At 68.3% G+C, this 22,846-nt stretch carries 23 protein-coding genes; 15 read left to right on the top strand and 8 right to left on the bottom strand.

Features of this window, described 5'->3' with window-relative positions; translation table 11 throughout:
- Window positions 1-66: 66 nt before the first annotated feature.
- On the bottom strand, window positions 67-303 hold the full coding sequence (locus AC0680_RS11545; RefSeq protein WP_478627034.1) for a helix-turn-helix transcriptional regulator: 237 nt from the start codon (window positions 301-303) through the stop codon (window positions 67-69).
- Window positions 304-1,362: 1,059 nt separating this feature from the next.
- On the opposite strand from AC0680_RS11545, the gene AC0680_RS11540 reads away from it, so the two are divergent.
- From AC0680_RS11540 to AC0680_RS11510, 7 genes are all read left to right on the top strand, one after another.
- Window positions 1,363-2,265, top strand: a complete 903-nt coding sequence (locus AC0680_RS11540; RefSeq protein ID WP_478627031.1) for a helix-turn-helix domain-containing protein — start codon at window positions 1,363-1,365, stop codon at window positions 2,263-2,265.
- Window positions 2,266-2,270: 5 nt separating this feature from the next.
- Complete coding sequence (locus AC0680_RS11535; RefSeq protein WP_478627128.1) at window positions 2,271-2,960, top strand: zinc finger domain-containing protein; 690 nt, start codon at window positions 2,271-2,273, stop codon at window positions 2,958-2,960.
- 238 nt (window positions 2,961-3,198) lie between these two features.
- Window positions 3,199-4,086, top strand: a complete 888-nt coding sequence (locus tag AC0680_RS11530) for a DUF2637 domain-containing protein (RefSeq protein ID WP_478627029.1) — start codon at window positions 3,199-3,201, stop codon at window positions 4,084-4,086.
- 254 nt (window positions 4,087-4,340) lie between these two features.
- The gene (locus tag AC0680_RS11525; RefSeq protein WP_478627028.1) at window positions 4,341-5,177 is read left to right on the top strand and encodes a DUF2637 domain-containing protein; all 837 of its coding nucleotides are present in this window, start codon (window positions 4,341-4,343) and stop codon (window positions 5,175-5,177) included.
- Window positions 5,178-5,684: 507 nt separating this feature from the next.
- Window positions 5,685-6,029: a plasmid mobilization protein gene (locus AC0680_RS11520; RefSeq protein WP_478627027.1), complete on the top strand. Its 345-nt coding sequence runs from the start codon at window positions 5,685-5,687 to the stop codon at window positions 6,027-6,029.
- Window positions 6,026-7,747: a relaxase/mobilization nuclease domain-containing protein gene (locus tag AC0680_RS11515; RefSeq protein ID WP_478627025.1), complete on the top strand. Its 1,722-nt coding sequence runs from the start codon at window positions 6,026-6,028 to the stop codon at window positions 7,745-7,747. The genes AC0680_RS11520 and AC0680_RS11515 overlap by 4 nt, the downstream gene beginning before the upstream one ends.
- Window positions 7,748-8,095: 348 nt before the next feature.
- A complete protein-coding gene (locus AC0680_RS11510) occupies window positions 8,096-8,563 on the top strand; it encodes a hypothetical protein (protein ID WP_478627022.1) in 468 nt (155 codons plus the stop codon).
- Window positions 8,564-8,721: 158 nt separating this feature from the next.
- Here the strand turns inward: AC0680_RS11510 and AC0680_RS11505 are convergent, their stop codons facing one another.
- The 5 genes from AC0680_RS11505 to AC0680_RS11485 form a co-directional block, all read right to left on the bottom strand.
- Window positions 8,722-9,276 carry a hypothetical protein gene (locus AC0680_RS11505; RefSeq protein WP_478627021.1) on the bottom strand — a complete coding sequence of 185 codons (555 nt, stop codon included), beginning with the start codon at window positions 9,274-9,276 and terminating at the stop codon, window positions 8,722-8,724.
- Between the two features lie 99 nt (window positions 9,277-9,375).
- Window positions 9,376-9,825 carry a hypothetical protein gene (locus tag AC0680_RS11500; protein WP_478627020.1) on the bottom strand — a complete coding sequence of 150 codons (450 nt, stop codon included), beginning with the start codon at window positions 9,823-9,825 and terminating at the stop codon, window positions 9,376-9,378.
- A gap of 91 nt (window positions 9,826-9,916) precedes the next feature.
- Window positions 9,917-10,603: an SPDY domain-containing protein gene (locus AC0680_RS11495; RefSeq protein ID WP_478627018.1), complete on the bottom strand. Its 687-nt coding sequence runs from the start codon at window positions 10,601-10,603 to the stop codon at window positions 9,917-9,919.
- A gap of 315 nt (window positions 10,604-10,918) precedes the next feature.
- Window positions 10,919-11,224: a hypothetical protein gene (locus tag AC0680_RS11490; RefSeq protein WP_478627015.1), complete on the bottom strand. Its 306-nt coding sequence runs from the start codon at window positions 11,222-11,224 to the stop codon at window positions 10,919-10,921.
- Between the two features lie 93 nt (window positions 11,225-11,317).
- Window positions 11,318-11,887: a hypothetical protein gene (locus AC0680_RS11485; protein ID WP_478627013.1), complete on the bottom strand. Its 570-nt coding sequence runs from the start codon at window positions 11,885-11,887 to the stop codon at window positions 11,318-11,320.
- Between the two features lie 397 nt (window positions 11,888-12,284).
- On the opposite strand from AC0680_RS11485, the gene AC0680_RS11480 reads away from it, so the two are divergent.
- Window positions 12,285-12,929: a hypothetical protein gene (locus tag AC0680_RS11480; RefSeq protein WP_478627011.1), complete on the top strand. Its 645-nt coding sequence runs from the start codon at window positions 12,285-12,287 to the stop codon at window positions 12,927-12,929.
- Between the two features lie 218 nt (window positions 12,930-13,147).
- On the top strand, window positions 13,148-13,930 hold the full coding sequence (locus AC0680_RS11475; RefSeq protein ID WP_478627010.1) for a Shedu anti-phage system protein SduA domain-containing protein: 783 nt from the start codon (window positions 13,148-13,150) through the stop codon (window positions 13,928-13,930).
- Between the two features lie 327 nt (window positions 13,931-14,257).
- Here AC0680_RS11475 and AC0680_RS11470 read toward each other — a convergent pair whose 3' ends face one another.
- Both AC0680_RS11470 and AC0680_RS11465 read right to left on the bottom strand, forming a co-directional pair.
- Window positions 14,258-14,836 carry a GNAT family N-acetyltransferase gene (locus AC0680_RS11470; RefSeq protein ID WP_478627008.1) on the bottom strand — a complete coding sequence of 193 codons (579 nt, stop codon included), beginning with the start codon at window positions 14,834-14,836 and terminating at the stop codon, window positions 14,258-14,260.
- A gap of 26 nt (window positions 14,837-14,862) precedes the next feature.
- The gene (locus tag AC0680_RS11465; RefSeq protein ID WP_478627006.1) at window positions 14,863-16,269 is read right to left on the bottom strand and encodes a hypothetical protein; all 1,407 of its coding nucleotides are present in this window, start codon (window positions 16,267-16,269) and stop codon (window positions 14,863-14,865) included.
- Between the two features lie 355 nt (window positions 16,270-16,624).
- Here AC0680_RS11465 and AC0680_RS11460 point away from each other — a divergent pair, with 355 nt between their 5' ends.
- From AC0680_RS11460 to AC0680_RS11435, 6 genes are all read left to right on the top strand, one after another.
- The gene (locus AC0680_RS11460) at window positions 16,625-17,074 is read left to right on the top strand and encodes an ATP-binding protein (RefSeq protein WP_478627004.1); all 450 of its coding nucleotides are present in this window, start codon (window positions 16,625-16,627) and stop codon (window positions 17,072-17,074) included.
- 242 nt (window positions 17,075-17,316) lie between these two features.
- Complete coding sequence (locus tag AC0680_RS11455) at window positions 17,317-18,579, top strand: protoporphyrinogen/coproporphyrinogen oxidase (RefSeq protein ID WP_478627002.1); 1,263 nt, start codon at window positions 17,317-17,319, stop codon at window positions 18,577-18,579.
- A complete protein-coding gene (locus AC0680_RS11450; protein ID WP_478626999.1) occupies window positions 18,576-19,664 on the top strand; it encodes a hypothetical protein in 1,089 nt (362 codons plus the stop codon). The genes AC0680_RS11455 and AC0680_RS11450 overlap by 4 nt, the downstream gene beginning before the upstream one ends.
- Window positions 19,661-20,236 (top strand): P-loop NTPase family protein, encoded by a 576-nt coding sequence (locus AC0680_RS11445; protein WP_478626998.1) that lies wholly within the window; start codon window positions 19,661-19,663, stop codon window positions 20,234-20,236. Before AC0680_RS11450 ends, AC0680_RS11445 begins: the two co-directional genes overlap by 4 nt.
- Window positions 20,221-21,255 (top strand): glycosyltransferase family 4 protein, encoded by a 1,035-nt coding sequence (locus tag AC0680_RS11440; RefSeq protein WP_478626997.1) that lies wholly within the window; start codon window positions 20,221-20,223, stop codon window positions 21,253-21,255. The genes AC0680_RS11445 and AC0680_RS11440 overlap by 16 nt, the downstream gene beginning before the upstream one ends.
- Complete coding sequence (locus AC0680_RS11435; RefSeq protein ID WP_478626994.1) at window positions 21,252-22,844, top strand: hypothetical protein; 1,593 nt, start codon at window positions 21,252-21,254, stop codon at window positions 22,842-22,844. Before AC0680_RS11440 ends, AC0680_RS11435 begins: the two co-directional genes overlap by 4 nt.
- Window positions 22,845-22,846: the final 2 nt, after the last annotated feature.

The raw sequence follows: 22,846 nt of genomic DNA, 5'->3' as shown, positions 1-22,846 counted from the left end.
TGTAGCCAGCCAGAGGGAACTCCTTGACGAAGGGGGTGAAAACTTCGGTCTACTGCGCGCGGCGTGTCAGGCGCTGGGAACGCGAGCGGACCGATTCCGGGGAGCCGCATTCAGGGGACTCAATGCCATGTTCGAGCGCGAGTCGGCCTGTTCCTGCTCACAAACCCAAGCGTCGAGCGTTTCCACCCGGTACATGACGCGACCACGTGGGCCCATGCGGAAGCTCGGCGGTCCCAGCCGCCGGTGCCGCCAGACGTAGAGCGTGTGCGGTGAGAGGCCGAGGTATTCAGCAGCGTCCTTCACGTTCAGAAAGGCCGTGCGTACAGCGCGAGCGGTGGTGGGGGCGGCGGAAGGGACAGCGGATGTTGCAGATCGGGGCAAGAGGTTCCTCGTGAGGAATGAGACAGATTGCGGATGGGCAGCACGACGGGGCGCGCTGGGAAAACCAATAATGCGGAGAATCCCCGGTTTCGCTAACCGGGGATCGTCGGCTATATTCCGCCCGCGCCGACCGAGCGCGGGGACCGGACTGACTCTGCGAGGAGGGTGCGTGGGGAGGTCCCGAGGGCGGCTGCGATAGCGACAAGGTCGTCGGTGTCGCAGCGTCGCCGTCGGCGTTCGATGCGGAAGACCGTCGTGACGGTCATGGGGCAGCCCAGCTCGGTCGCGCGGGCGACCAGCTTTCGTCAGGCGATTCCGCGTACAGTGCGGGCGCGCACGATGGCGCGGGCAGCCCGAATTCCGGCCGACCTAGCTCCAGAGGGTTTTGCGGCATGGGATCTGTTGTAACTCTGGAAGAGCGGTCTTGCTAACCGAGGATCCGCTACCATCTTCCGCCGATTTGTTGTCAGATCCCCTACGTCACCGCAACAAAGGGCGGAAAATAGCACGGGACCCCCGGTTGACGAAATCACGGTGCGTCAGGCCACCCATCCCGACGCCGTCTCGATGTACAACCACCATGGCAGGACTGTTACACCTGGCTGCACGTGGGACCTGGCGGGACCGCTATCGAAGCGTTATCAGATGCCCCTTTTCCTTCACCACCGCACGGGCGATTTCGCCAACCGGGGATCCGGGTCTAACGTTTTGATTCCCCCGCGCACGACGTGTTCGCCGTGAGCTGTTTGCTTTCTCGGTGGAATGCTGGACTTGCGCGGGCGGGTGTGGCTGTCTTGTCCAGGCGCCCGGAATGCTGTTTCCGGGGCACGGGGGACTCGGCACGGCACGCCACAGCTGCGGCCAAAGAGTCCTCATGCACACCCGCGCGGGCCTCGCCGGGAACTCCACACCGCAGCCCTCCCCCGAAATCCCGAAGCAGACACCCGCACCACCCCACCTGATTTAAGGAGCCGCCAACCGATGAGCCGAGACGCCCGCGAGTGGGTCTGGGAACACAGCTCCAGCCGAGGAACCGCGCGTCTGGTCCTGCTGTCGATCGCCGACCGGGTGGCTGACAAGCAGTGCATCGCCTGGGCCTCCCTGGCCAGCCTGGCGGAGCGCGCGAACGCCTCCAAGTCCACGGTGTGCGACGCCCTCGAACGCCTGCTGGACAGCGACGAACTGGAGCGGCTCGACGACCTCACCGGCCCGCAGCGCAGCACGGTCTACCGCCTGCCCCTCGCCGCGAGGGCCGTGGCGAACACCGAAAGGGAGCAGGAGGACGACACCACCGCTCCGGCAGAACCGGCAGACGAGCCCGAAACCGACCTGACGCTCCGCGTCTCGGTCCTGCGGCGGTACGGAATCCGGCCTCGTGAAGTACCGGGTTCCTCCAGCATGGCCCGGAAACCGGCAGGTCCGGAAACCGGACCCCCACGACGGAAACCGGTACCTCGACGTACCGGAAACTGGACCGCCGATGTACCGGAATCCGGACCCCAGAACCGTAGTGAACCGAAGGTGAACCGTAGGTACAGCAGTAGTGCTGCCACTCTCACCTCCGCCACCGACTGGGAGATCGACGACGAGACCCGCTCCTGGGCCCAGCAACAGGGGCACCTCACCCGCCTCGGCGAGCACTGCATCCGCGCCGCCGACGCGAAGTGGCGCTCCTACCGGGCGGCCGGGAAGCCCCGTACCGCCGCCGCGTGGGCTGCCGACTGGCGCGCCTGGATCGCCCGCGAGCACAGCCCCACATCGAGCCGCCCGAACCTCTACGCCCTGCCCGGCGGCACCCCCGCCCCCACGGTCGGCATGACCCACGCCGAGGCGCACACCGCCGCCCTGCTCGCCGCCCTCGAAGATCCAACCGGAACGGAGTGACTGCACTGGATCGCCGCGAAGTTGCCGCCGTCCTTGCCTACATCGGCCGCCTCGACCCCCGCACCATCCGAACGGATGCTGGCGAGGCCCGTGACCAAATCGCCCAATGGCACGAGCTGCTGAGCGAGGTGCCCATGGCCACCGACCACGGCTGGGATGCCCGCGAGGCGATACGGGCCCACGTGCTCGCCTCCCCGTACCCGATCCTGCCCGTGGACGTCGCCCGCAAGTGGCGGGCCTACCGTCGCGACCGCCTTGGCCGGCACACCGACCCCACCCCGGTCGCCAACCCGGACGATCCGGCCGCCTGGCGAGCCGAACTGCTCGCCACCCGGCACGCGGTCGCCGCCGGTGCGGCCGCGCCGGCGACGCACCGGCAGCTCACCCACGGCGGCCCGCCCCCCGACATCGCAGCCCGCCTCTCTGCCATCGGATCGTGCGTCCCGCCCACTGTCCGGGCCGAGCTCGCCCGCTTCCGGCCGATGCGCGCTGCCCGTGAAGCTGTCGTTGCCGCGGGACAGGTCGACGCCCTCAGCGTTGGCTGCCAGTGGTGCCACGCCGCCGAGGGTGAGCCCTGCCGCACCCGCCGTGTGAGCCCCGACGGCCGTGCCCGGGGCAACGCACCCCGCACCACACCCCACCCGACCCGCGTGGACCTTGCCGCCGCAGAGCTCGCACGGCGTACGGCTGCCTGATCCGCGTCTCCCGCCCCCTCTGCCGTCACTCCCGCTCCGCCCCTCGGCACCGTGCGTGCCTTGGCCGGCCCGGTGATGGCGGACCTGGCTCTGGGCGTCATGCCGGGCCACCGCCCCTCCGACGCCCCTCCCCTACCCCTGGAGAACTCCCATCGCTCAACACCCCACACCTGCCCACCCACGTTTTCGCACGGCCGTACACCGGAGCTGTGCACGTCACCCCGTGGCGGAGCCGCTGATGTCCAAGCACGCTCCCGAGAAGTTTGCGCTCATCGCGGCGGGCGCCGTCATCGTCGCCCTCACCATCGGCGGGTTCTGGCTCTCGTACGCACACCTCGCCGAGGTCGCCGGAGCACACAGGCTCGGCGGCTCTCCCGGTCGCCGCTGGGCCTGGCCCGCGACCCTGTACGCAATCATCGTCGCGGGCGAACTGCTGATGCTCCGGGCGGGCCTGCGCCGGGTCACCGACGGCTGGGCCATCGCACTGACCGCCGCCGGATCGGTCGGCTCCATCGCGCTCAACGTGGCCGGGGTCAGCAGCGTGGGCCACACCAGCAGCGTGTCCCTGCTCGACTACGTGGTCGCCGCGGTTCCCCCGACCGCCGCACTGCTGGCCTTCGGCATCCTGATGCGCCAGATCCACCAGTTGGTCGACCGGACCACCGACTGCCCGGGACCCGTCTCGGATCAGCCACCGGAGCCACTGGCTACCTCTTCCACCTGCCCCGGCGATCTACCAGCCGCCACTTCCCGGACACCACAGGAGCCAGATTCCGGTACCGCTCCGCGTGCCGACAACCAGGCCCATCCGGCGCGCGACCGCGAACCGGAAGACGGTCACAGCCATAGCGGGGGCCCGCACAGCTCATCCGAGCCTGCGCCAGAACCGAAGGGGGCGTCAACGACTCGCCGCGCCGAAGAACCTCCCAGCGCCTCGATCGACGAACTCCTGGCCATCGCCCGCTCAGTGGTAGCGCGGATAGGCGATATCGAGGGCAGCGAGATCGCAAGGGAGATCCGGGAGGTCCACGGCCTGGAGGTCGCTGACCGCCAGCTGCAGAAGGTCATCGAGCTGGTGGAGGACGAGCAAGACGCGCTGTGGGACGCCGTCGATGAGATCGGCTGAGGCCAGTCGCCGGAGGTACGAAACCACCTCGGCACTTCCGGCGCCCCCTCATTTCCCTTGATGCGCCCGTGCGCGTAATAGCGCCGCAGCGTCCACCGTCACCGAGAAATCCCTGGTCAGACGAGTCGCGCGACCCTGCAGGCACCCAGGCGTTCACGCAACTAGACCTCTCAGCGGGGAGCCACGTGCACTGCCCCTCCACCCCTATCTTCCCTGCTCTCCAGCCCCAACTCCCCACCCAGGAGCCCCTCGCGTTGCACCGCCCCTCCTTCGTATACCCGGCCGTCGTGCGCGGCGGCCGCAGCATCCGCGTCGGCATCGTCCTGCTCGCTGTCTTCGGCTTCGTGCTGTCCTACGACGCTCTGCGCCAGATGGCCGTCGCCGCCCACATCCGCGGAGTGCTCACCTACCTCTTCCCCCTCGTGATCGACGGGTTCATCGCCATCGGCGTGATCGCCCTGCTGATCCTGCGTACCGCCCCGACGCGCTCTCGCCTGTATGTCTGGGCACTCGTCGGCCTGGCCACGCTCGCCAGCATCTGGGCGAACGCCCTGCACGCCATCCGCCTCAACGAACAAACCCGGCTCCACCTCAACAACGCCACCGTCGGCGCCCTGTCCGCCATCGCCCCGCTCGCCCTCGCTGGCGCCGTTCACCTCTACCTCGTTATCAACCGCCACCTCACCACCAACAGGGAAGCGCAGGCGGCGGAAGCACCATCCGCCACACCGCCCGCCCGACCGGTCCCGCCAAAGCCGAACCGCCAAGTCCGCCAAGAACCGACGGATGGCGCCAACACCGTTCCCTCCGCCAAGGCCGACGCACCCAAGCCCGACGCGAAGGCCGCCATCGCCGTGGCGCCTCAGCCCATGGCGAAACCCAAGAAGGGCGGCCGCAAGACCGTTCCCGACGAGGTGCTGTGGGCAACGGCCCGCGCTGTCGGCTCCGAGCTCGGTACGGTCCCCCGCACCACTCTGGAGGACGCGGTCAGGGACCGGGGCTACACGATCCAAAAGGACCGCGCCAAGGAGGTCGCCAAGGCCGTCACGGCTGAACTCGCCTCCGCCAACAACACCGCCACCGCCGCATAAACGCCATGGCGGAGCGGGTGGCGTTGACGGAACGCCACCCGCCGACGCCGGGCGCCGCCAGTTGGACTTCGCCGCCGACGCGCTCACCACTCGCCGCCATCCAACCCGGTGGCGCCAACTGCCCAGTCACCCGCGCCGAGGCACCTCCTCACAGCAATCGCCGGCAACGAACAACGCCGCCTGCCCCTGCTCTACGACCGCACGTACGCGCACACCCCGCACAACCCCATGGAGACCCCTCCCATGCACGACCAGCACCCCGAACACCCCACACCCCAGAAGCAGATGACCGACACACCCGCCTCAGCGGGAGCAAGTTGTAGGCCCGGACACTCCCCCGCAGGGGGAGCGCCCGAACCCAGCCCCACCCCGGGAGTGGCGGGTCCCGACCGGCGCCCGGGGGCGCCGGACGGGAAGGCTGCGACCGAGGGCGGATCGCAGCCGAGCAAGGCCAAGGGGAAAGGGAAGGCGCGTCCGCGCGACGAGAAGCAGCGCCCTGCCCAGAGCGTGCGTCTCAACGATCAAGAGCACGCCCTCATCCAGGCCGGCGCGGACGCGGTCGAGATGAGCCTGGCCGGCTTCCTCGCCCACTCCGCTCTGGCTGCCGCCCGCAACCAGTCCCGTACAGCAGCGGTCATCGCCAGCGAACGCGACGTGCTCATCGCACTCTTCGCCATGCGCCGCGAGCTCGGCTGGGCGGGCGGCAACCTCAACCAGGTCGCCAAGGCTCTCAACTCGGGAGGCGACGTACCACACCTCAACGAGGTGATCGCCGACATCCGACGGGCGGCCAACGCGGTGAAGGAGGCCGCTGACCGCGTCGCAAACCCCCAGGCGGGCGAGGCAACTTGATACCCCGTATCCACAAGCAGGGCAGCAAGACTCTCGGCCTGCTCTTCTACCTCTACGGCCCGGGCACTCACGAGGAACACGTCGACCCGCACCTGGTCGCCTCCTTCGACGCCATGGCGCCCGACCCCGGCCGCGACCCAGCGGTCACGGAGGAGGACCTCCAGGAGCTTCTCGACCAGCCCCTCCACCTGCTCGACGCCGACCAGTGGCCCAAGAAGCACGTGTGGCACTGTTCCGTGCGCGCCGCCCCCGACGACCCGGTCCTCACCGACGAGCAGTGGGGCGACATCGCCCGCCGCATGGTTACGGCCACCGGCATCGACCCCGGCGACGGCGCGGGCTGCCGCTGGGCAGCCGTCCGTCACGCCGACGACCACATCCACATCATCGCCACCTTGGTACGCGAGGACGGGCGTCGTCCCGATCACCACTTCTCCGGCAAGCGCGCGCAGGCCGAAGCCCGCCTCATTGAAGCCGACTACGGCCTCCACCGCGTCACCCCCGGTGACGGCACCGCCGCCAAGCGCCCCACCAGCGCCGAACGTCACAAGGCCGAACGCCAGGGTCGGGGCCGCGCCGCGCGCGAGGAACTACGTGAGACCGTCCGCCGCGCAGTCGCCGGCGCCTCCTCCACGGACGAGTTCCTCGACCGCCTCAAGAACGCCGGGCTTCTCGTACGCACCAAAGTCCTGCCCTCCGGGGACCTGAAGGGCTACAAAGTGGCCTTGCCGGATGACCGCAACAAGGACAAGGAGCCGATCTACTATGCCGGCTCCACCCTCGCGCCCGACCTGTCCCTGCCTCGCATCCAGGAACGATTCGCCACCGACGCCAGCCTACTCGGTACCACCGACAGCGAGCAGCCGGAACGCACGGCCGTGCCCTCTGCACCCGCCGCGGCACGACGCACCACATCCCACGCGGCGTGGCAAGCGCTGCTCGTCCTCGACCACAGCGACGACGGCGCGGCGGCCGCCCAGATCGCCGCCACCGGCGAAGTCCTCGACGCCCTGGCCAAGACGTCCGCGCTCCACACCCGCAACGAACTGCGTCAGGCAGCCTGGGAGTTCGAGCGGGCCTCCCGCACCCACACCCGAGCCGAGTTTCGTCACGCGCAGGACCTGCGACGCGCGGCCCGCGATCTGGTCCGAGGCGGGTCCGCGCTCGGCCGGGGCGAGGACGGGGCCGGCACCGCGATGGTCCTGGACATGCTGTTCTTCCTCGCTGTCACCGCCGCGCACTGGCACGCCCAGCGACAGCACGCACAGCAGGCGGAGGCTGCCCGCCGGGCCGCCGAGCATCTGCGGGCTGCGTACCATCAGGCAGCTGGCGAGCCCCTCATGGTGCTGCGTGAGCGTGGCCGCCGTATCGCCCCATCTCTACGTCGCCACCATGCCACCACTGTGCGCGCCGCCCTCCCCGAGCTCGCCGAGACCATCCTGGCCGAGCCTGACTGGGACGCCCTGGCGGCTACCCTCGCCGACGCCGAACTCGCAGGTCATGATCCCCGTGCCCTGCTCGCCGAGGCCGCCGCCCGCCGGGAGCTGGACACCGCCGAGTCCATCAGCGACGTCCTCGTCTGGCGCCTGCGCCGCACGTCAGACCTCCCCGGATACGCACCGGCTCCGGAAGGCACCCGGGCCAACCTGGCCAACGATCGGCTGACTGCCGCTCGGCAGGTGCCGACACCGTCAACACCTCCCACACCGCGCCGCTGATCACGGCGAAGACGCCGACCCGATGGGGAGAGCCCGGATAGCGGCCGGCAAACGACTGACGGGCCCGGCCACTCATGGTCGGGCCCGTCAGCTGTCTTCGCCCTACGGCATGCGACGGTCGCGGCCCACGCCCCGGGCCGATCCCAACTCCGTTGTCAGTGGCTGATGTCAGGCTGAGCATCACCCGCCCCAGAGCATCGTCGCAGGAGGACAGATGAGCGCCGCCGATCTTGGACCGCTGGACATCACACGCCGCAAGGCAGTGAGCCGATACGGGCCAGCAGCGAAACAGTAGGCAAACTCGGCGAGTTCTGGAGCTGGGCATGCTCCGACCTGGCCAACAACACCATGCGCGGTGTCCTGGCCGAGTACCTCGTAGCCACTGCCCTGGGCGCCGCCACCGGTACCCGCACCGAATGGGACACCGCCGACATCCGCACGGCCGAAAAGTGGCGCGTCGAGGTGAAGTCGACGGCCTACCTGCAGTCGTGGACACAGTCCAAGCCGTCGACGGTCTCGTTCAACATCGCACCGACCTCCGGCTGGGACCCGAAGACCAACACCACCTTGCCCGACAAACTGCGCCGCTCGGACGTGTACGTCTTCTGCCTGCTGCACCACCAGGACAAGCAGACCCTCAACCCCTTGGACCTCGACCAATGGACCTTCTACGTCCTGCCCACCCGCGTCCTGGACGAGCGGTGCCCGAGCCAGAAGAGCATCAGGCCGTCCAGCCTCAAGCGCCTCAACCCGCTGGAGACCGACTTCACCGGCCTGCAGAAGGCAGTCGCCGCGTGCGCCGAAGGCCCACGATAGTTCCAAGGGGTGGGCTCAGCCCGCGCGGTGAGCCTTGTCGACCGCCTTCGCCAAGTAGGCGTCGACAAGTCCAGGGCTACCTGAGACCACGACGACCACAGCCCCGGTGCGCACAGCTGTCTGCTTAACGACGCTGCTGCGTCGGCCAACGGTGAAGGTCAGCAGTTGGCTCCACCACTCGTCACCCAACCGCGGGGCGGGGCCTTCTGGGTCGTGACCGTGACGGGGGTGCTGCCAGCAAGCACCTGGTACGTAGGGCAGGAGGTCATCGCCTCGAAGATCTGGCCCACGTCGTCGGAGAGCTTCGTCTCGGTGTCGCTGTACAGCTCCTCGGACACCTCGGAGTCGCTGCTGCCCGTATAGAAAAAGGATGCCTTCGCCTTTCGGGGGAAGGCGAAGCTGCCGCCGACTGCGGCGTCACCGCCGAGCTTCTCCAGCGCGGGGCAGTCGGTCACGGTCACGTCGTCATGCCGTTTGAGCGGCTCCGGCTTACGGACGTAGCCCTGGCCCAAGTCGCTCTCGTCAAGGAGCCGCTTGCTCAGCGCGACCGAGGACAGCGGCACGGGATTCCGGACATTCCTGCCCTCCTGGCGCACGGATGCAGGTCCGGAGGACGTCGGGTCGACGGCGGAGGTACTGCCGTCGGAGCAGCCCGCCAGGCCCAGGACGGCAAGAGAGCTCAGGCTGAGCACGGCTGCGGTGTGAAGGCGCATGTGAAACCCCAAGGTTGGTGCGGAGCGGACGGTCTGACCAGGCCGGGCCTCCAGGTTCCGGCGATACGCAGGGGACAGGGACAAGGGGTTTCGTGGAGCTCAGTGGCCGAGGTGGCGAAGGCCGTCCTCGACGGTGGAGTGGAAGTGGTCGACTGGACCAGAGTTGCGGTTGTACCAGGCCGTGTCCAGCCGCGGCTCCTGCGTCTCGTGGCCATCCGTGCAGCGCAGCCACACCGAGCCGTCGCGCATGTTGAAGACGACCCAGTTCCGGTACGCACCGCACACAGGGCACTCACGGACCTCCCCGTCGATGACGAGCGGCTGGTCCCAGCGCATCATGAACCCGGCCACGTCCTGCCGGGACGGCGCCCTGAAGTCCGGTGGCAGGAAGTCGGGCACCACCGCTTCCGGCGTAGCGGCCGTGGCCGCGCCGGAGACCGGGCCAGGAAAGTCCGGCACCGGCAGTTCAGCGTGCATCGCCAGCAACGCCTGACCCGCACGCTGGGCATCACGGAACTCACGGTCGGCACGAGCACGTCGTCGGAACATGCAGTCTCCATCTCTTCATCTGACGGGTACAGGAAACAGGCAGCTCAGGGAATTGGGGTCGAGCAGCCCAGGCCGTTCCAGGGCACCGGCGTCAGCTGCGACGGACGACGCTGAGCCGATCCTCGGCGCACTTGGGCACGGTACGGCGGGGCACCGGGACCGCCGAGGCGAGCGAGGAGGCGAACGCGGCGACCAAGTCATGGGGGACGCTGGCGCTGAAGCTGGCGCACCACAGGTACGGGGCACCGAGAACGGGTTCCGCCCACGCCTGCCAGCCCACGAGGTCAGGGCGCGGGTCGGCGTCCTGGATGAGCGGCGGCAGCACCTCTAGGGAGACACTGGTGGAGAAGCCGGGATCCGTGGCGGTGGTGCGGGGCCGGTCCACGTCGCGGACCCAGCCCTGGGCGCTCAGAGCGTTGAGGACCGTCTCCGGCCCTTCGAATCCAGCGTCGGGCGTCTCACGGGCGTCGATCGCAACGAGGAGATCAACGAGTGCCTCATACGGAGCGCCGGCCGTGAAGTATGCGTTCCACTCCGTCATCGCGGAGGTGGCATGCGGGCGGGCGCTGAGCTGCCAGGCAACGGGCAGTCCACCCAGCTCGAACGGGTGGCTGGCGAGAATCCACTCGGCACCGCACAACTCGTCCGGGCTCACGTACAACAGGGTGTGGCGGGCAGTGGGCCACATGCGCCAGCCGAGGCCAGCCAAGGTGTCACCGACCTGCTCAGCGAGAGCGTCGTCGTCACCGGCCAGGTGGCGCGGGGTAACCCAGTACACCGGGTCCTGCGTGTCGGGGCGGGAGGAGTCGCTGGGGTGATGCGGGTGCAGGGGCGCCTCCGTGGGCTCGGGGGTATGTCTTCCGGCAGGGCGTTGTACGTTGACATGCCTTGTCGCGGCGCACCAGTCCTTCCGGGGTCTGTTCTGTCTGCCACCGGCGAACTTGTCCGCTGTCATTCAACCCAGTCGTTTGACAGCGAACGCAGCCGCTTCGTCTGGCTGTGGTTATGAACCTAATCGCGTGCGGTGAAAGTGCTGGTGGGCAGCCCTGCCCGAGGGCGCTCGCGGTCACACACACTCCATACTCTGGTTGTCCTACAGGTGGTCGAGGGGTTCGGCGGCGTAAGTGCCGTCGCCGAGCGGGGCATCGGTCAGCTCGAAGCGTTGGGACAAGCTGCCGACCCGGCGGGTAACGACGCTGCCGGGGGCCCGGGTGGTCTCGTAGTACAGAGGGATGCCGTCGGCGCCGGTGGTGCCCAGCAGGCTGAAGCGGCGCAGCACCCGGGGAGGTGTCGGGGTGGTCCGGCGACGCCGGTAGAGCCAGCCGGCTGCGGCGGCGAGACCGGTGACGACCAGACCGACTGCAGTCGGAATCAGGAACTTGTCGAAGAGCGCGGACACGGCGGCATCACTCCTGCGAGGCGGGTAGGGCCCGCCGCGGTGACGGGCCGCGCCGACAATGCGGCAGGCGGGGGTTAGCCGCGCAACCCCCGTTCATCTGGTTGCTCCGTCCGGGAAGTTGGGAGCGGTCGGCGGATCGTCGTCCAGTGCGCGCGGTACGTCGGCATCGGCCGCCCAGCTCGGATGCACAGCGAACGCGGACGGTGCCTCCCCGTCCCAGGGGGGCCGGGGCGCGGCGTCGTAGTGGGCGAGGGCGGCGCGGAAGACGGGTAGATCCTCACCGGACATCTCGTAGGCCGATGCCTGCCGCCATCCGTCCTGCGGGCCGCCACCGTAGACCACAGTGACCGGCGCCTCGGTGCCTTCGGGCCACCAACCGTGCTTGACGCCGCGCTTGAGGGCGTAGGTCAGGGCCACGGTGGGGCCGCGCAGTCCGCGCGGGAATGCCTCGCGCAGCACGGCGGCCTCCAGATGGCCGTCGGACTCTACGACCAGGCGCACGAACAGGCGGGCGTCCTCATTGAGTGTGTTTAGGAAGACCATCGCCCTGTCGACGTCCCATGCGGTGTCGACGGAGACGGCCAGTTCGTCTCGATGCTCGGCGAGCAGGTCGAGCAGTTTGCGCTCGAACTCCTCGCTCGCGCCTTCAATGGTGATCCGCACAAGAACCTTCCCGCAGCACTCTATGTGGTCTCTAGCGATCGCTATAGGTAGCGTTACGGACTGGGGTCTGGGTTGTCTATAGCGACGACGTAGCGGTCTATAGATCGCCAGCCTTTGCGGGCGCGGCATGCCGGATTCGGCAGGGCTCGGTTCGATGGCAAAACGACTGGGTTCTATGTCAACGGACAGGACTGATGCGGTGGCTCCCGGGCGGGGTCGGCTGCCCTGCGCAGCGGCCTTGACCTGACCGGGGCGGATCGCGCTGGCTGTTAGCCAGATGGGCCTTCGCATCCCTGCCGACATACGGGTGTTGTTGCAGTGCCATGGCACTGGGGCGGGCCTGTCAGTGCCGTTCGGCAGCATGAGGGTGCATGGAATCGAGACTGGGGAGGGACATGTGAAGTACTGGCTGATGAACGCCGAGTACAAGGCGTCCACGCACGAGATGGCGCGGAGACTGAAGGACTGGGATCCGTCCTTTTCGGCTATTGCCAGCCCCGACGCCGACAAGGGGGACGCCGTGCTCCTTTGGCGTGGCGGGAAGGGCGGTGGCATCGTCGCGATGGGTGAGATCGTCAGCACGACGCCGACGCCATCCAGAAGACGTCTTCGGCTCGGATCTCAGGATACGGAGGACGTTAACGACTCAGAGGAAGCACTGGTCAGGGTATCCGTTGAGTTCAAGAACCTCATGCTGGCCACCCCGGTCTCTTCCGATGTGTTGCAGGCCGCCGGCTTCGCAGACGTGGGGAGACGTGCGCGGTCCGGTGATGCGGACAGCGGGCTCATCTCGCTCGGCATGACAGACCGCCAGTGGCGGGACTTGGTGCAGCTGGCGGGCCAGAACGGCATCCAGTTGAGTGGCCTGCTTCGTGGAACATCCCGCCCGGTTCGGTCGTGCAGCGGTCGAACCTGCATGAGGTGTACGGCGGCAACCGAAGGGTGGCTGCCGGCCCCAGCGGGAGGACACCGAACGCGTTCTTCTTTCTTGACCCCAAGCGCGCCAGTGAACTTGGCTTGGAATGGGGCGAATCCGGGCTGAGAGCCCCAGGGCATGGCCAGTGGGGGGACGAACCATCGACGGAGAACCTGGCGATGCTCGCCCATCTACGACGTGGGATCCCTCTGAGGGGGTTCCTGGTCCGAGGCGCCGAATGCCTCTACTTGGGTGAGTTCGCCGTCAATCCGGATCAACCCGTAGCGCGCTGGGTGGTTACGGGCACGTATAGGAGCCCGTACTTCCCCGAGCTAGAAGGTGACGTGCGAACGCCGATCTTCCGAGTGCGCCAGTTGAACGGGGTGCAGGTTTCTGTCGGCAGCACGGATCCCTTCCGGGACGCACCCCGGGTCAATCTCAGCTTGAACCCCTCCAGCGACGTGCCGCCCGCCACCATGATCCGAGGCTTGCTCGCCCTGCTGGAGCGCACCCCGGGTATCGCCGCGTCGCTCGGCGAGGTTGACGAAGCCCAACTTCTCGCCGCCGTGGTCCAACGAGCCCGACGGCAGGCGCACCTGGACGAACTGCGGGCGGCGGTTGAAGATCCCGCAAGCTGCGAGGGAACCCTGCAGAAGCTCGTCCAGCGCATGACCTGGATCTTTGGTGGCGAGTTTCTTCCCGGAACTGCTCGCCGCAACCTCACCGTGCGGGATCAGCTGGACCTGGCGCTGCTCCGGCCGGATGGCACCCTGCACGGTGTCGAACTCAAGCAAGCCGGCATCAAGAAGCTCGTGACGGGACACCGTAGCCATCTGATCGTCGGTCCCGAGGTCCACGCAGCAGTGGGGCAGGCGATGAACTACCTGCGAGAACTGGATGAGAAGCGCCCTCAGATCCTGGCCGATCTGGGCATCGACTGTCGACGGGCCTCGATGACCGTGGTGATAGGACACAGCGGACTCGTCACGAACGGAGCTACCTCGAGGGAGGTCGACGAGACCGTCCGAACCTACAACTCGTATCTGTCCCGCGTGAGCGTCGTGACCTACGACCGTCTGATCGAGAATGCGCAGCGGACTCTCGACCTGGCGTCGCCGACGAAATAAGGGAGCGAGCCGACGTCCTTGCACCGCGTACGGGCAGGTGCCACACCACCCCCTTTTCGACTGCGTTGTCGCAGGTCAGATCGCGATAGGCGAAAAAGGGCTTGACTGAAGCCGCTCGCTTCCCGAGCAGCCCCCGTGGCCTGACAGCTTCCCTCATCCTGTACCCCCTGGCGTATGTCTTTCACACTCTGACCTGGGGAGCCATCCCACACAGGGCTGCGCAGTGGCAGCCGCAACGGGGAGGGAGGCCACCGGGGCTTCGCCGGGATTGGTGATCAATCCGCCGACGGTCCCTCACGAGAGCGGTGTCTTCCTCTCACGCAACTGCTACCCGCGACTCCCAGCCGCCGCGAAGGCTCCCGCCGCCCGCCATTCATGATCGAGGATGGAGTAGGTGACCGAGTCCCTCCACGCTCCCCGTACAAAGACATGCTCGCGGATGCGGCCTTCCTCGGTCATCCCCGCCCGCAGGAGCGTCTTCGCGGAGGCGGCGTTCAAAGGGGCACGTGCGGCCCAGATGCGGTGCAGATCAAGGTGGTTGAAGGCGAGGGCGCACATCAAATGGACGGTTTCGGTGCCGAGGCCCACGCCCCAGGTGTCGGGGCGCAGGGCGAAGCCGATGGTGGCGGCTTTCTGGGCATGCGGATCGAGTGCCAGACGGGTGAATCCCACCAGGTCACCCTCCTCCGGACGCACCACGGCAAGGGCGTATTCGGTGCGGGGTTGCTCGTCGGCCGAGGCCATGGAGCGGGAGACGATCTCTTCGACCTGCTCACGGGTGCGGGGCTCGAAGCTCAGATGGCGGGTGGCCTCGGCGTCGCCGTAGATGGCGTGGACGGCGTCCATGTCGTCGCGGGTGAGTTCGCGCAGCTTGAGCCGGAGACCGGCGATGTCGACCGGGTGCATGGCCCGGACCCTACCCGCAGGCGGTGCTACCTGGGCAGGGCGGCGACGGGGGCCGCCGTGAACGCCTCGATCTCCTCACGGGCCGTGCGGGCTTCGGGTGTGGTGAGCCAGCGGGGATCGCGCAGCGCGGTGTGGACCTGCCGCACCGAGGCGACGATGCCGTTGATGCGCTGTTCGGTGGGCAGGTCGAAGACGGGCCGGAGGGCTTCGTCCACGCCGTCAAGGGTTCCGGCGTGGACGCGGGCGAGAGCGAGGTCGGTCTGTGCGCCGGCCTGGTCGCCGAATGCCCAGTCCTCGGGGTCTGCTTGACGATAGGCGGCGACGGCTGCTTCGGCCTGCTGCTCGGCCTCTGGAGCATCGGAGAGCCAGGCGGTGGCGTCGGCGGCGTAGTAGAGCTGGCGGGGTACGGGGAACGTCATGATGCCGCCGAATTCGTCGAGGTCGTCGGCGGTCGCCGCGTCGCGTGCCCGTTCGGCCTGCGTGAGGGACTCCCGTACGGTCGCCACGTCGCCCAATGCGGCGCCGGCGCGGGCGTGCAGGCAGGACAGCCATACGGCGCTGGTGCCGGTGACGCCTTGCGCCTGGGAGGTGCCGAGGGCGGCGTACTTGGACGCTTCCTGGTGCCGGCCGTCCCAGTAGGCGATCAGGGATTGCAGGCCGCGGACCCAGGCGCGCATGGCGTGGTGGTCTGCGTTGTCCGCGCATACGTACGCGGTACGGGCCTGCATCATCGCCGAGCGTGGGTCGCCGAGGTCATGGCTGGCCTTGGCCAGCATGCCGGAGGTGACGGCGGAGAGCAGGTACAGCTCGCGGGCCTGGGCGGGGCGGACGCGACCGTGTTCGAGGAAGTGGAAGGAGAGGTCCTGTACCTCGACAAGGTCGCCGAGGAGGGTAGCCAACGGCAGTCGCGGATAGGCGACGGAGAGTCGTCGCACCTCCTGCTGGAGCTCATCGAGAGTCTCGGGACCCATGCTGCTGCCTTCTGCCATCGCACTGAAGCGGAATGCACGACGAGCCGCCATGGCGACCTGCCTCTCTAACGTGTCCCGGCCGGCGCTGTCGCGTGAACCGGGGCTGCTGGTGAACTCGACGCCGTCGAAGCCTCGTTCCTCGCCGGTCAGTTCCAGCGAGGACGACGTTGGCTGCGTCGGCATGACGAGCCGGAGCCGGGGGCTGGCATCGGGAGCCGCGCCACTGTCGTCGGCCGGGCTGAGCAGAACGTCGACGGGGTATCGGAACATCGCCTCCAGCACCCGACACAGGGCCGGGTAAGGGCGTGTCTTCACCTCGCCGCCATACCACCGCTCGAACTGCCTCTTGGAGACCGTCAAGCCGACCAGCGCCGGGTCCTTCTCCTGTTCGGCGAGTTCGTTAGCCGTTCGCTCGAAGTGGAGCTTGAAGGTCTCGAACACCTGCCAGTGGCGTCTGGTCACCAACGCCCTCAGCAATGTGGGACTTTGAGCCATCAATCCCCCCGATGGGTTCCGGTCGGCTCGTCGGTTCGACCCTAGTCCCGCAAGGCCGTCATCCGGGTGCGAAAGGTGCCCTGCACAAGGAGATGACGGTGGAGACGGCGGCATCGTGACGGTACCCATGTCGCCCGCCTCCTCAAGCGCACATCAGACGTCGGCACCCGCGTCGTGGTGATGCGTGCTGCTTCGCCGCCAGGCTCGGTGCCCGTCCTGGAGATGAGCGATGAGGTGGTGATCCACCGTGCCAGCAGCAGGAGACAAACAGACGCAGCAGGAGATCGATTCCCGTACGGAGGCACACAGCACGGAGGTCGGCGTGAGCGGAACCGATGTGCACCTGTGCCGGGAGCGGAGCTTCCCTCACCACGGCTCATCCGTAGGTGAGGCACGGAAGTTCGCCTTCGAGGCCCTCTCCTCGTGGGGAGTGCGCAACCGGCTGGATGACGTGTGCCTGTGTCTGTCGGAAGTCGCCACCAACGCACTCGTGCATGCGGTGCCACCCAGCTCGGGGTTTCAGGCGCGGCTGAGCATCAATGCTGCCGGAATCCGGCTGGAAGTCCACGACCGAGGCGCAGGCCGACCCCATCGACGGAACCCGAGTCCCGACGATCCGCGCGGCCGTGGCCTTCTCCTGGTTGAGGAGCTCTCCGATGCGTGGGGAGTGGCCGACCACCGGATCGGCAAGACGGTCTGGCTCACCTTCAAGATCGCCAGCAGAGGCTCGCGCGTCCCAGCGCCTCCGGTCCCGACCGGCCCGCCCCTCTGAGTGGCTTCGCCGATCCGCGGCACCTTCACAGCCGGACGTCTCGCAGCACAGGCAGATCACGAACTTCCCTCGCAGAAAGAGAAATTCATGCCCCAAACCCGACAGCCATTACAGCCAGACCGCATCGTCATCCTCGGAGCCGGCCCCTGCGGACTGGCCTGCGCGGACGAACTCGACCGACTCGGCCACCGCAACTGGACCGTGCTGGAGGCAGCCCCACCGTCGGAGGACTGGCGTCGTCAGTGGTGGACCAGGCGGGCTTCACCTGGGACCTCGGCGGCCATGTGGTCTTCTCCCATTTCGGCGAATTCGACCGGCTGCTGGAGGAACTCTTCGCCCCACACGAACTGCTGCACCACGACCGGTCCTCATACATCCGATTCCGCGACCGCTGGGTCCCCTACCCCTTCCAGCAGCATCTCCACTGTCTGCCGCACACCGACGCCGAGGAGTGCCTGCGAACACTGACCCATGCCTGCCAGCACCGTGAACAGAGCCTGCCGGGCGGTGCGGACTTCGCGACCTGGCTGCAGGCCCAGTACGGCAGCGGCCTCGTTGAGCGGTTCTTCGCCCCGTACAACACCAAGGTCTGGGCGATCTCCCCGGAGAAGATGAGCGCAAGCTGGGTCGCCGAGCGCGTGGCCCCAGTCGACCTCGACGAGATCCTGGGGGCTTTCTACGGCATCAAGGCGCCCACGCCCCGCTGGGGACCGAATGCCACCTTCGCCTTCCCCGCCCATGGTGGCACCGGGGAAATCTGGCGCCGCCTGGGCGCCCGCCTCAGCAACCGCATCCGCACGTGCGCCCGCGCCGTCTCCATCAGCCCTGACGCCCGCCTCGTGCGGCTGGAAAACGGCAAGGTGGTGCCATACGACCAGCTCATGTCGACCCTACCGCTGGACCGTCTCACGGCAATGATCACCACTACACCATCCGACGTCCGTCAGGCGGCCCGCCGACTACAGCACACCACCGTTGCCATGGTCGGCCTCGGCTACCGCGCCCCCACTCTGGACGAGCGTTCGTGGTTCTACTTCCCGCAAGACGACGTGCCGTTCTACCGCGCCACCAACTTCAGCAAGTACGCCCCAGCCAACGTCCCCGGCGGCGACACCACCGCTTACAGCTCCTGGATGACGGAAACCTCTGTAATGCCCGGCACCCGGGTCAACCAGCGTGACCTGGTGAACGCCTGTGGCGCGGCTCTCCGGCGACACTGCCTGGTCCCCGGACTGGCTGAACTGGCCAGCGCCCATGTGGAGACGATCCCGTACGCGTACCCCATCCCCACGCTCGACCGCGACGACGCCCTGGCGCTGATGGTGCCCTGGCTCGAAGCGCGAGGGATCTACCCCCGTGGCCGGTTCGGGACCTGGCGGTACGAGATCGGCAACATGGACCACGCGGTCAAGATGGGCATCGATATTGCCCGGCGTCTGGCTACCGGGACAGCCGAGGAACTCCTCACGGGCCAGGAAACGGTAGCGGCGGTGAGCCGCTCATGACCCGTGCCAGGACACTTGCGCCCGTTGCCTTTGCCGGCCACCACTTCGAAATCGAGGTGGATGAGGATTTCGCTGTCGAACAGTCCGCCCATCTGCACAGCTTCGCTGCCGAACGCGATCCGGCCCAGCCCTGCGGCCAGTTCAGCGAGATCCGGGTCCGGCACAATCGTGAGCTGTTCGTGGACCGCGCCACCCGCCTTCAGACGGTATGGAGCGTGGGCGTCGAACCCTTCCGCGGCGAACCGTATCTGTGGTCTCACGTGGGTGACGTGGACTGGTGGCGTCCCGACCCCCGATCGCACCTGCCCCAGGACCATCTCTACGCGCTCGACGCCACTGGTCGCGTGCACATCGTCCTGCACCCCGAAGCCCACCGCGGAGAGCGCTACCTGCTCCGCGTCATCCGGGAAGCCGTCCTGCGCTGCGGTGAGCACAGGGGCTGGACTGCCTTTCACGCCGCGGCGGCCGCTGTCGACGGGCAAGGAGTTCTCATCGCCGGCCCCACCGCGGTGGGCAAGACCACCGTGCTCGCTGCCCTTGCCTGCCACCGCCGTGCGGACCTGGTGGCCTCCGACCGTGCACCGCTCACCGAGCACGCGGCCGACGTTGTCGGGGTCCCGCTGTCCGTCCGGATCGCGGGCGGCACCCTGTCCGCCCTGACGCCGCGCGAAGCCCTGCCACCTCACCGGACGCTCCCCCGGCAGTTCGGTACCGCGCAGAAGGCCAGCTGTACCCCGGAGGACTTTGCCTCCGCTTTCGCTGCCAAGGTTCGTGAGACCGTCCCCCTGCGAGTCGCGATCCTGCCACGCCTCAGCGACGACGACACCGACCTGAGCGTCCAGTACCTCGATGCCGAAGCCGCACGGGCAGAGCTGGCCTCGGTGTGCTGCACGCCTGATGACGAGGACTGGCTCCACCCATGGTTCGCCTACCGGACCCGGCCGGTGGAGAGCCTGTGCGCTCAAGCAGATCAAGCCCTCGACGACCTGGTGGCCAAAGTCCCTGTCTTCAGGGTCGCCGCCGGCGTCCACATCCCCCACCTGATGGAACGCCTCGCCGACACCATCGCCAGGAGGCTCCCGTGACGCCGAACCGCATCGCCCTGGTCGGCCCCGTGGCCTCCGGTAAGACCACCCTGGCTGCCGAGATCGCGGCCCACACCGGACTGCCCCATCTGGACCTCGACGAACTGTTCTGGGCAGCAAACTGGACTCCGGTCCGGACAGAGAACTTCCAGAGCAGGGTGAGGGACGCGCTCGCCGCCGACACCTGGATCGCCGACGGCAATTACAGCGGCCCCGTGGGCGAGATGCTGCTGGCTCGTGCCGAGCTGGCGATCTGGCTCGACCTCCCCCTGCGCACCTGCCTGCCCAGGCTCCTCAGGCGCTCGTTCCAGCGCGCCGCCCATCGCCAGGAACTGTTCGCCGGAAACCGGGAGACGTTCCGGCATCTGCTCGCCCGCGACTCGATCCTCATCTGGGGCCCGGCCCATCACCGCAGGCACCGCCAGCGCTGGCAGCACCATCTCGTCCCTGCCAGGGCCCACGGCTTGCCGATACTGCGTCTCGTCCACCCCCGAGCCGTCGCACCATGCCTCCGTGGCCACAGCCTGTTGCCCGATGCCGCGATTCAGGGGGCGCCGTGCCACACACCGTGATCGCTTCAGCCGTCCGCGTGCCGTGGCACAGCCAGCACGGAGGTTACGACCGCCTTCTCGACTACCTCCCCGAAGCCCACCGCATCACCGAGCCGCAGAGCAGCACCTGCCAGAAGATCGCCGCAGCAGCCCACCATCTCGTACGCCGCCGGTGCCCACTGCCCTTTTACCCGGCGGAACACTTCGCCACGGACTGGCGTGTCCTCGCCCGCCGAGGTCCCGCCCATGTGCTCTACGGGGACGAGCAGTTCTGGCTCTCCCGCCACCGGTCAGGCCCGACCGCCGTCACCTACCACCAGCCACCCACGCACCTGGCCCGTTTCATGACGGCTGCGGGCTGGCAGAAGCTCGCCCCACGCGCGAACCAGATCATCACCCTCGCCCCCGACCAGCAGGAATTCTTCTGCAACTACCAGCCCGCAGACCGCGTCCACCTCGTCCCCCACGGCATCGACACCGACGCCTTCACCCCCGCCGGCCTGCCGGAGCCCGCCTCCCGCCCGCTGATCCTGACCGTGGGCTGGTGGCTACGCGACTGGCAGGTGCTGGACACCGTCCACGACCAGCTCCACCGCCGGTACGGAAACGCTGTCGAACTTCTCGTCGTCACCCGCCAGGCCAATCAGCGCACCTGGCACCCGGCCGCCCGCGTACTGGAAGGCATTTCTGAGCTCACCCTCACCCAGCTCTACCGCCGAGCCACAGCCGTCCTGCTGCCGCTGACGGACGCCACCGCCAACAACGCCCTCCTGGAAGCCCTGGCCTGCGGCACCCCCGTTGTCGCCACCGACATCGGCGGCATCCCCCACTACGCCGGAGCCGGTCCGGCCGCCATCCTCACCCCACCCGGCGACGGACCAGTCGCCACCGAGGCAGTCGACAAACTCCTCACAGAATTCGGCACCGCAGACCACGCCTTACGACGTGCCGCAGCCCGCGAACGCGCCGAACTCTTCTCCTGGCCACGCATCGCCGACCAGATCCGAACCGTCTACGACCTGCTGGAGGCCGAACAATGACCGCCGCCGGGCTCTGGCTCCACCTCACCGTTCCAGCCCTGCTCACCCTGCTGCTGGCCCGCGCGCTGTGGGCACTTGTCGCGACCGAACTATCCGCGCGCTGGCTACTGGCCAACTCCCACCGAGACCACGCCACTGCGGGGCAGGAGGCGCCGTGGTTGGTCGTCCTGCTGCCCATGCTGCGCGAACAGACCGTCGCTGCCGAGACGATCAGTGCCTTCACATCCCTCGACTACCCGCCAGGTCGTACGGCTGTCGTCGTCATCACCACCGAACGAGAAGAGAACGCCCGCCGCCGCGCCCGCGCTCGCCTGCCCGCCCTGGCTGCCACCAGCCACCTCACCGAGGCACAGCTGCACGGACTGTTCCCCCGCGCCCGCTGCCAAGATGTCGCCCACGAGATCAACACCGCCCCCGTCGACGAACGCCTCGCCATCCTTACCGCGCTGTACGACGCTGAACCCACTACCCGTCAGACCGTGACCGCCCTCGTCGAACAGCAGGCGGCCGCCAGCCTGCGTCTGGTGCACCTGCACCAGCCGGATCGCGGCGGTCGCAAGCCCGGTCAGCTCAATCACGCCACCGAACACCTCGACGAGATCCTCGGCCCTCTCGGCTGGCAGGACGAGACCGACGCGGACAACACCTACCTCTGCGTATACGACGCCGACGCGATCCCAGACGTCCGCACCCTCTACGCCTTCGCCAAGACCGCCACCTGCCACCAGGCCCGCACAGGCCGACCGCCTGCGCTGATCCAGCAACAGCGGCTCCCGCTCCTGGCTCGCCGCCCCTTCCCGCCCGGACCTACCGGCCTGCTCCTGGCAGAGGAATGGCTCTACCAGCTCCGCCGCTCACTCGGCATCGAGCTCGCCCGGATCCGCTTGAACCACTGGCTCTCCTCCGCCCAACTCCCGCCCACTATCACCGCCCTGCTACGGCCGATGATCTACGGCGTCGGCTGCGGCATGACCGTTCACCTCCCCGCCATGCGGGCCCTCGGCGGATTTCCCGAACCGATGGAAGACCTCGGCACAGGCCATCGCCTCTCCCTCCTCGGCGCCCACATCGCACCATCCCCCGTAGCCGTCCTCGACGAGCCCTACACAGAGCCCCGCGGCCTGGCCAACCTCCACGCCCTCGCCTTCCGCACATCAGCCCACCCCGACCGCCACGCGAGAGCCGTCGCCCACCTACCCAGCCCCCTCTCCCGCACCAGCAGAAGACTCCTGATACTCCGGGAATGGGCTGACGAGATCGCCTGGCTGGCCGGTGCCCCACTGATCACCGCCGCGATCGTCTGCTCCTGGTGGGCCGGGCCGCTGTGGCTGGTCGTCGCCCTCGTAGGCGTCCTGACCCATGGCCCCGTCCTCACTACCCGCCTGCTCCGGCTGGGCCCACTACTCCACGCCGCAGTACTCCCCACCAACAGCCACATCGCGGCGGCACCACAGCTCGTCCCCGGCCGCCGCACCGCGCTGATCGCTGCCAGCCCCGTCCAGCCGTTCATCCGCCTCGCCGGCCCCTGGCGGATGATTCTCCGCCGCATCACACGACGCCCCACCACCTTCGGCAAGACTGAACGCTGAGA

The sequence above is a fragment of the Streptomyces sp. NPDC043738 genome, assembly GCF_056436545.1.
This window is presented reverse-complemented; position numbering and strand designations above follow the sequence as displayed.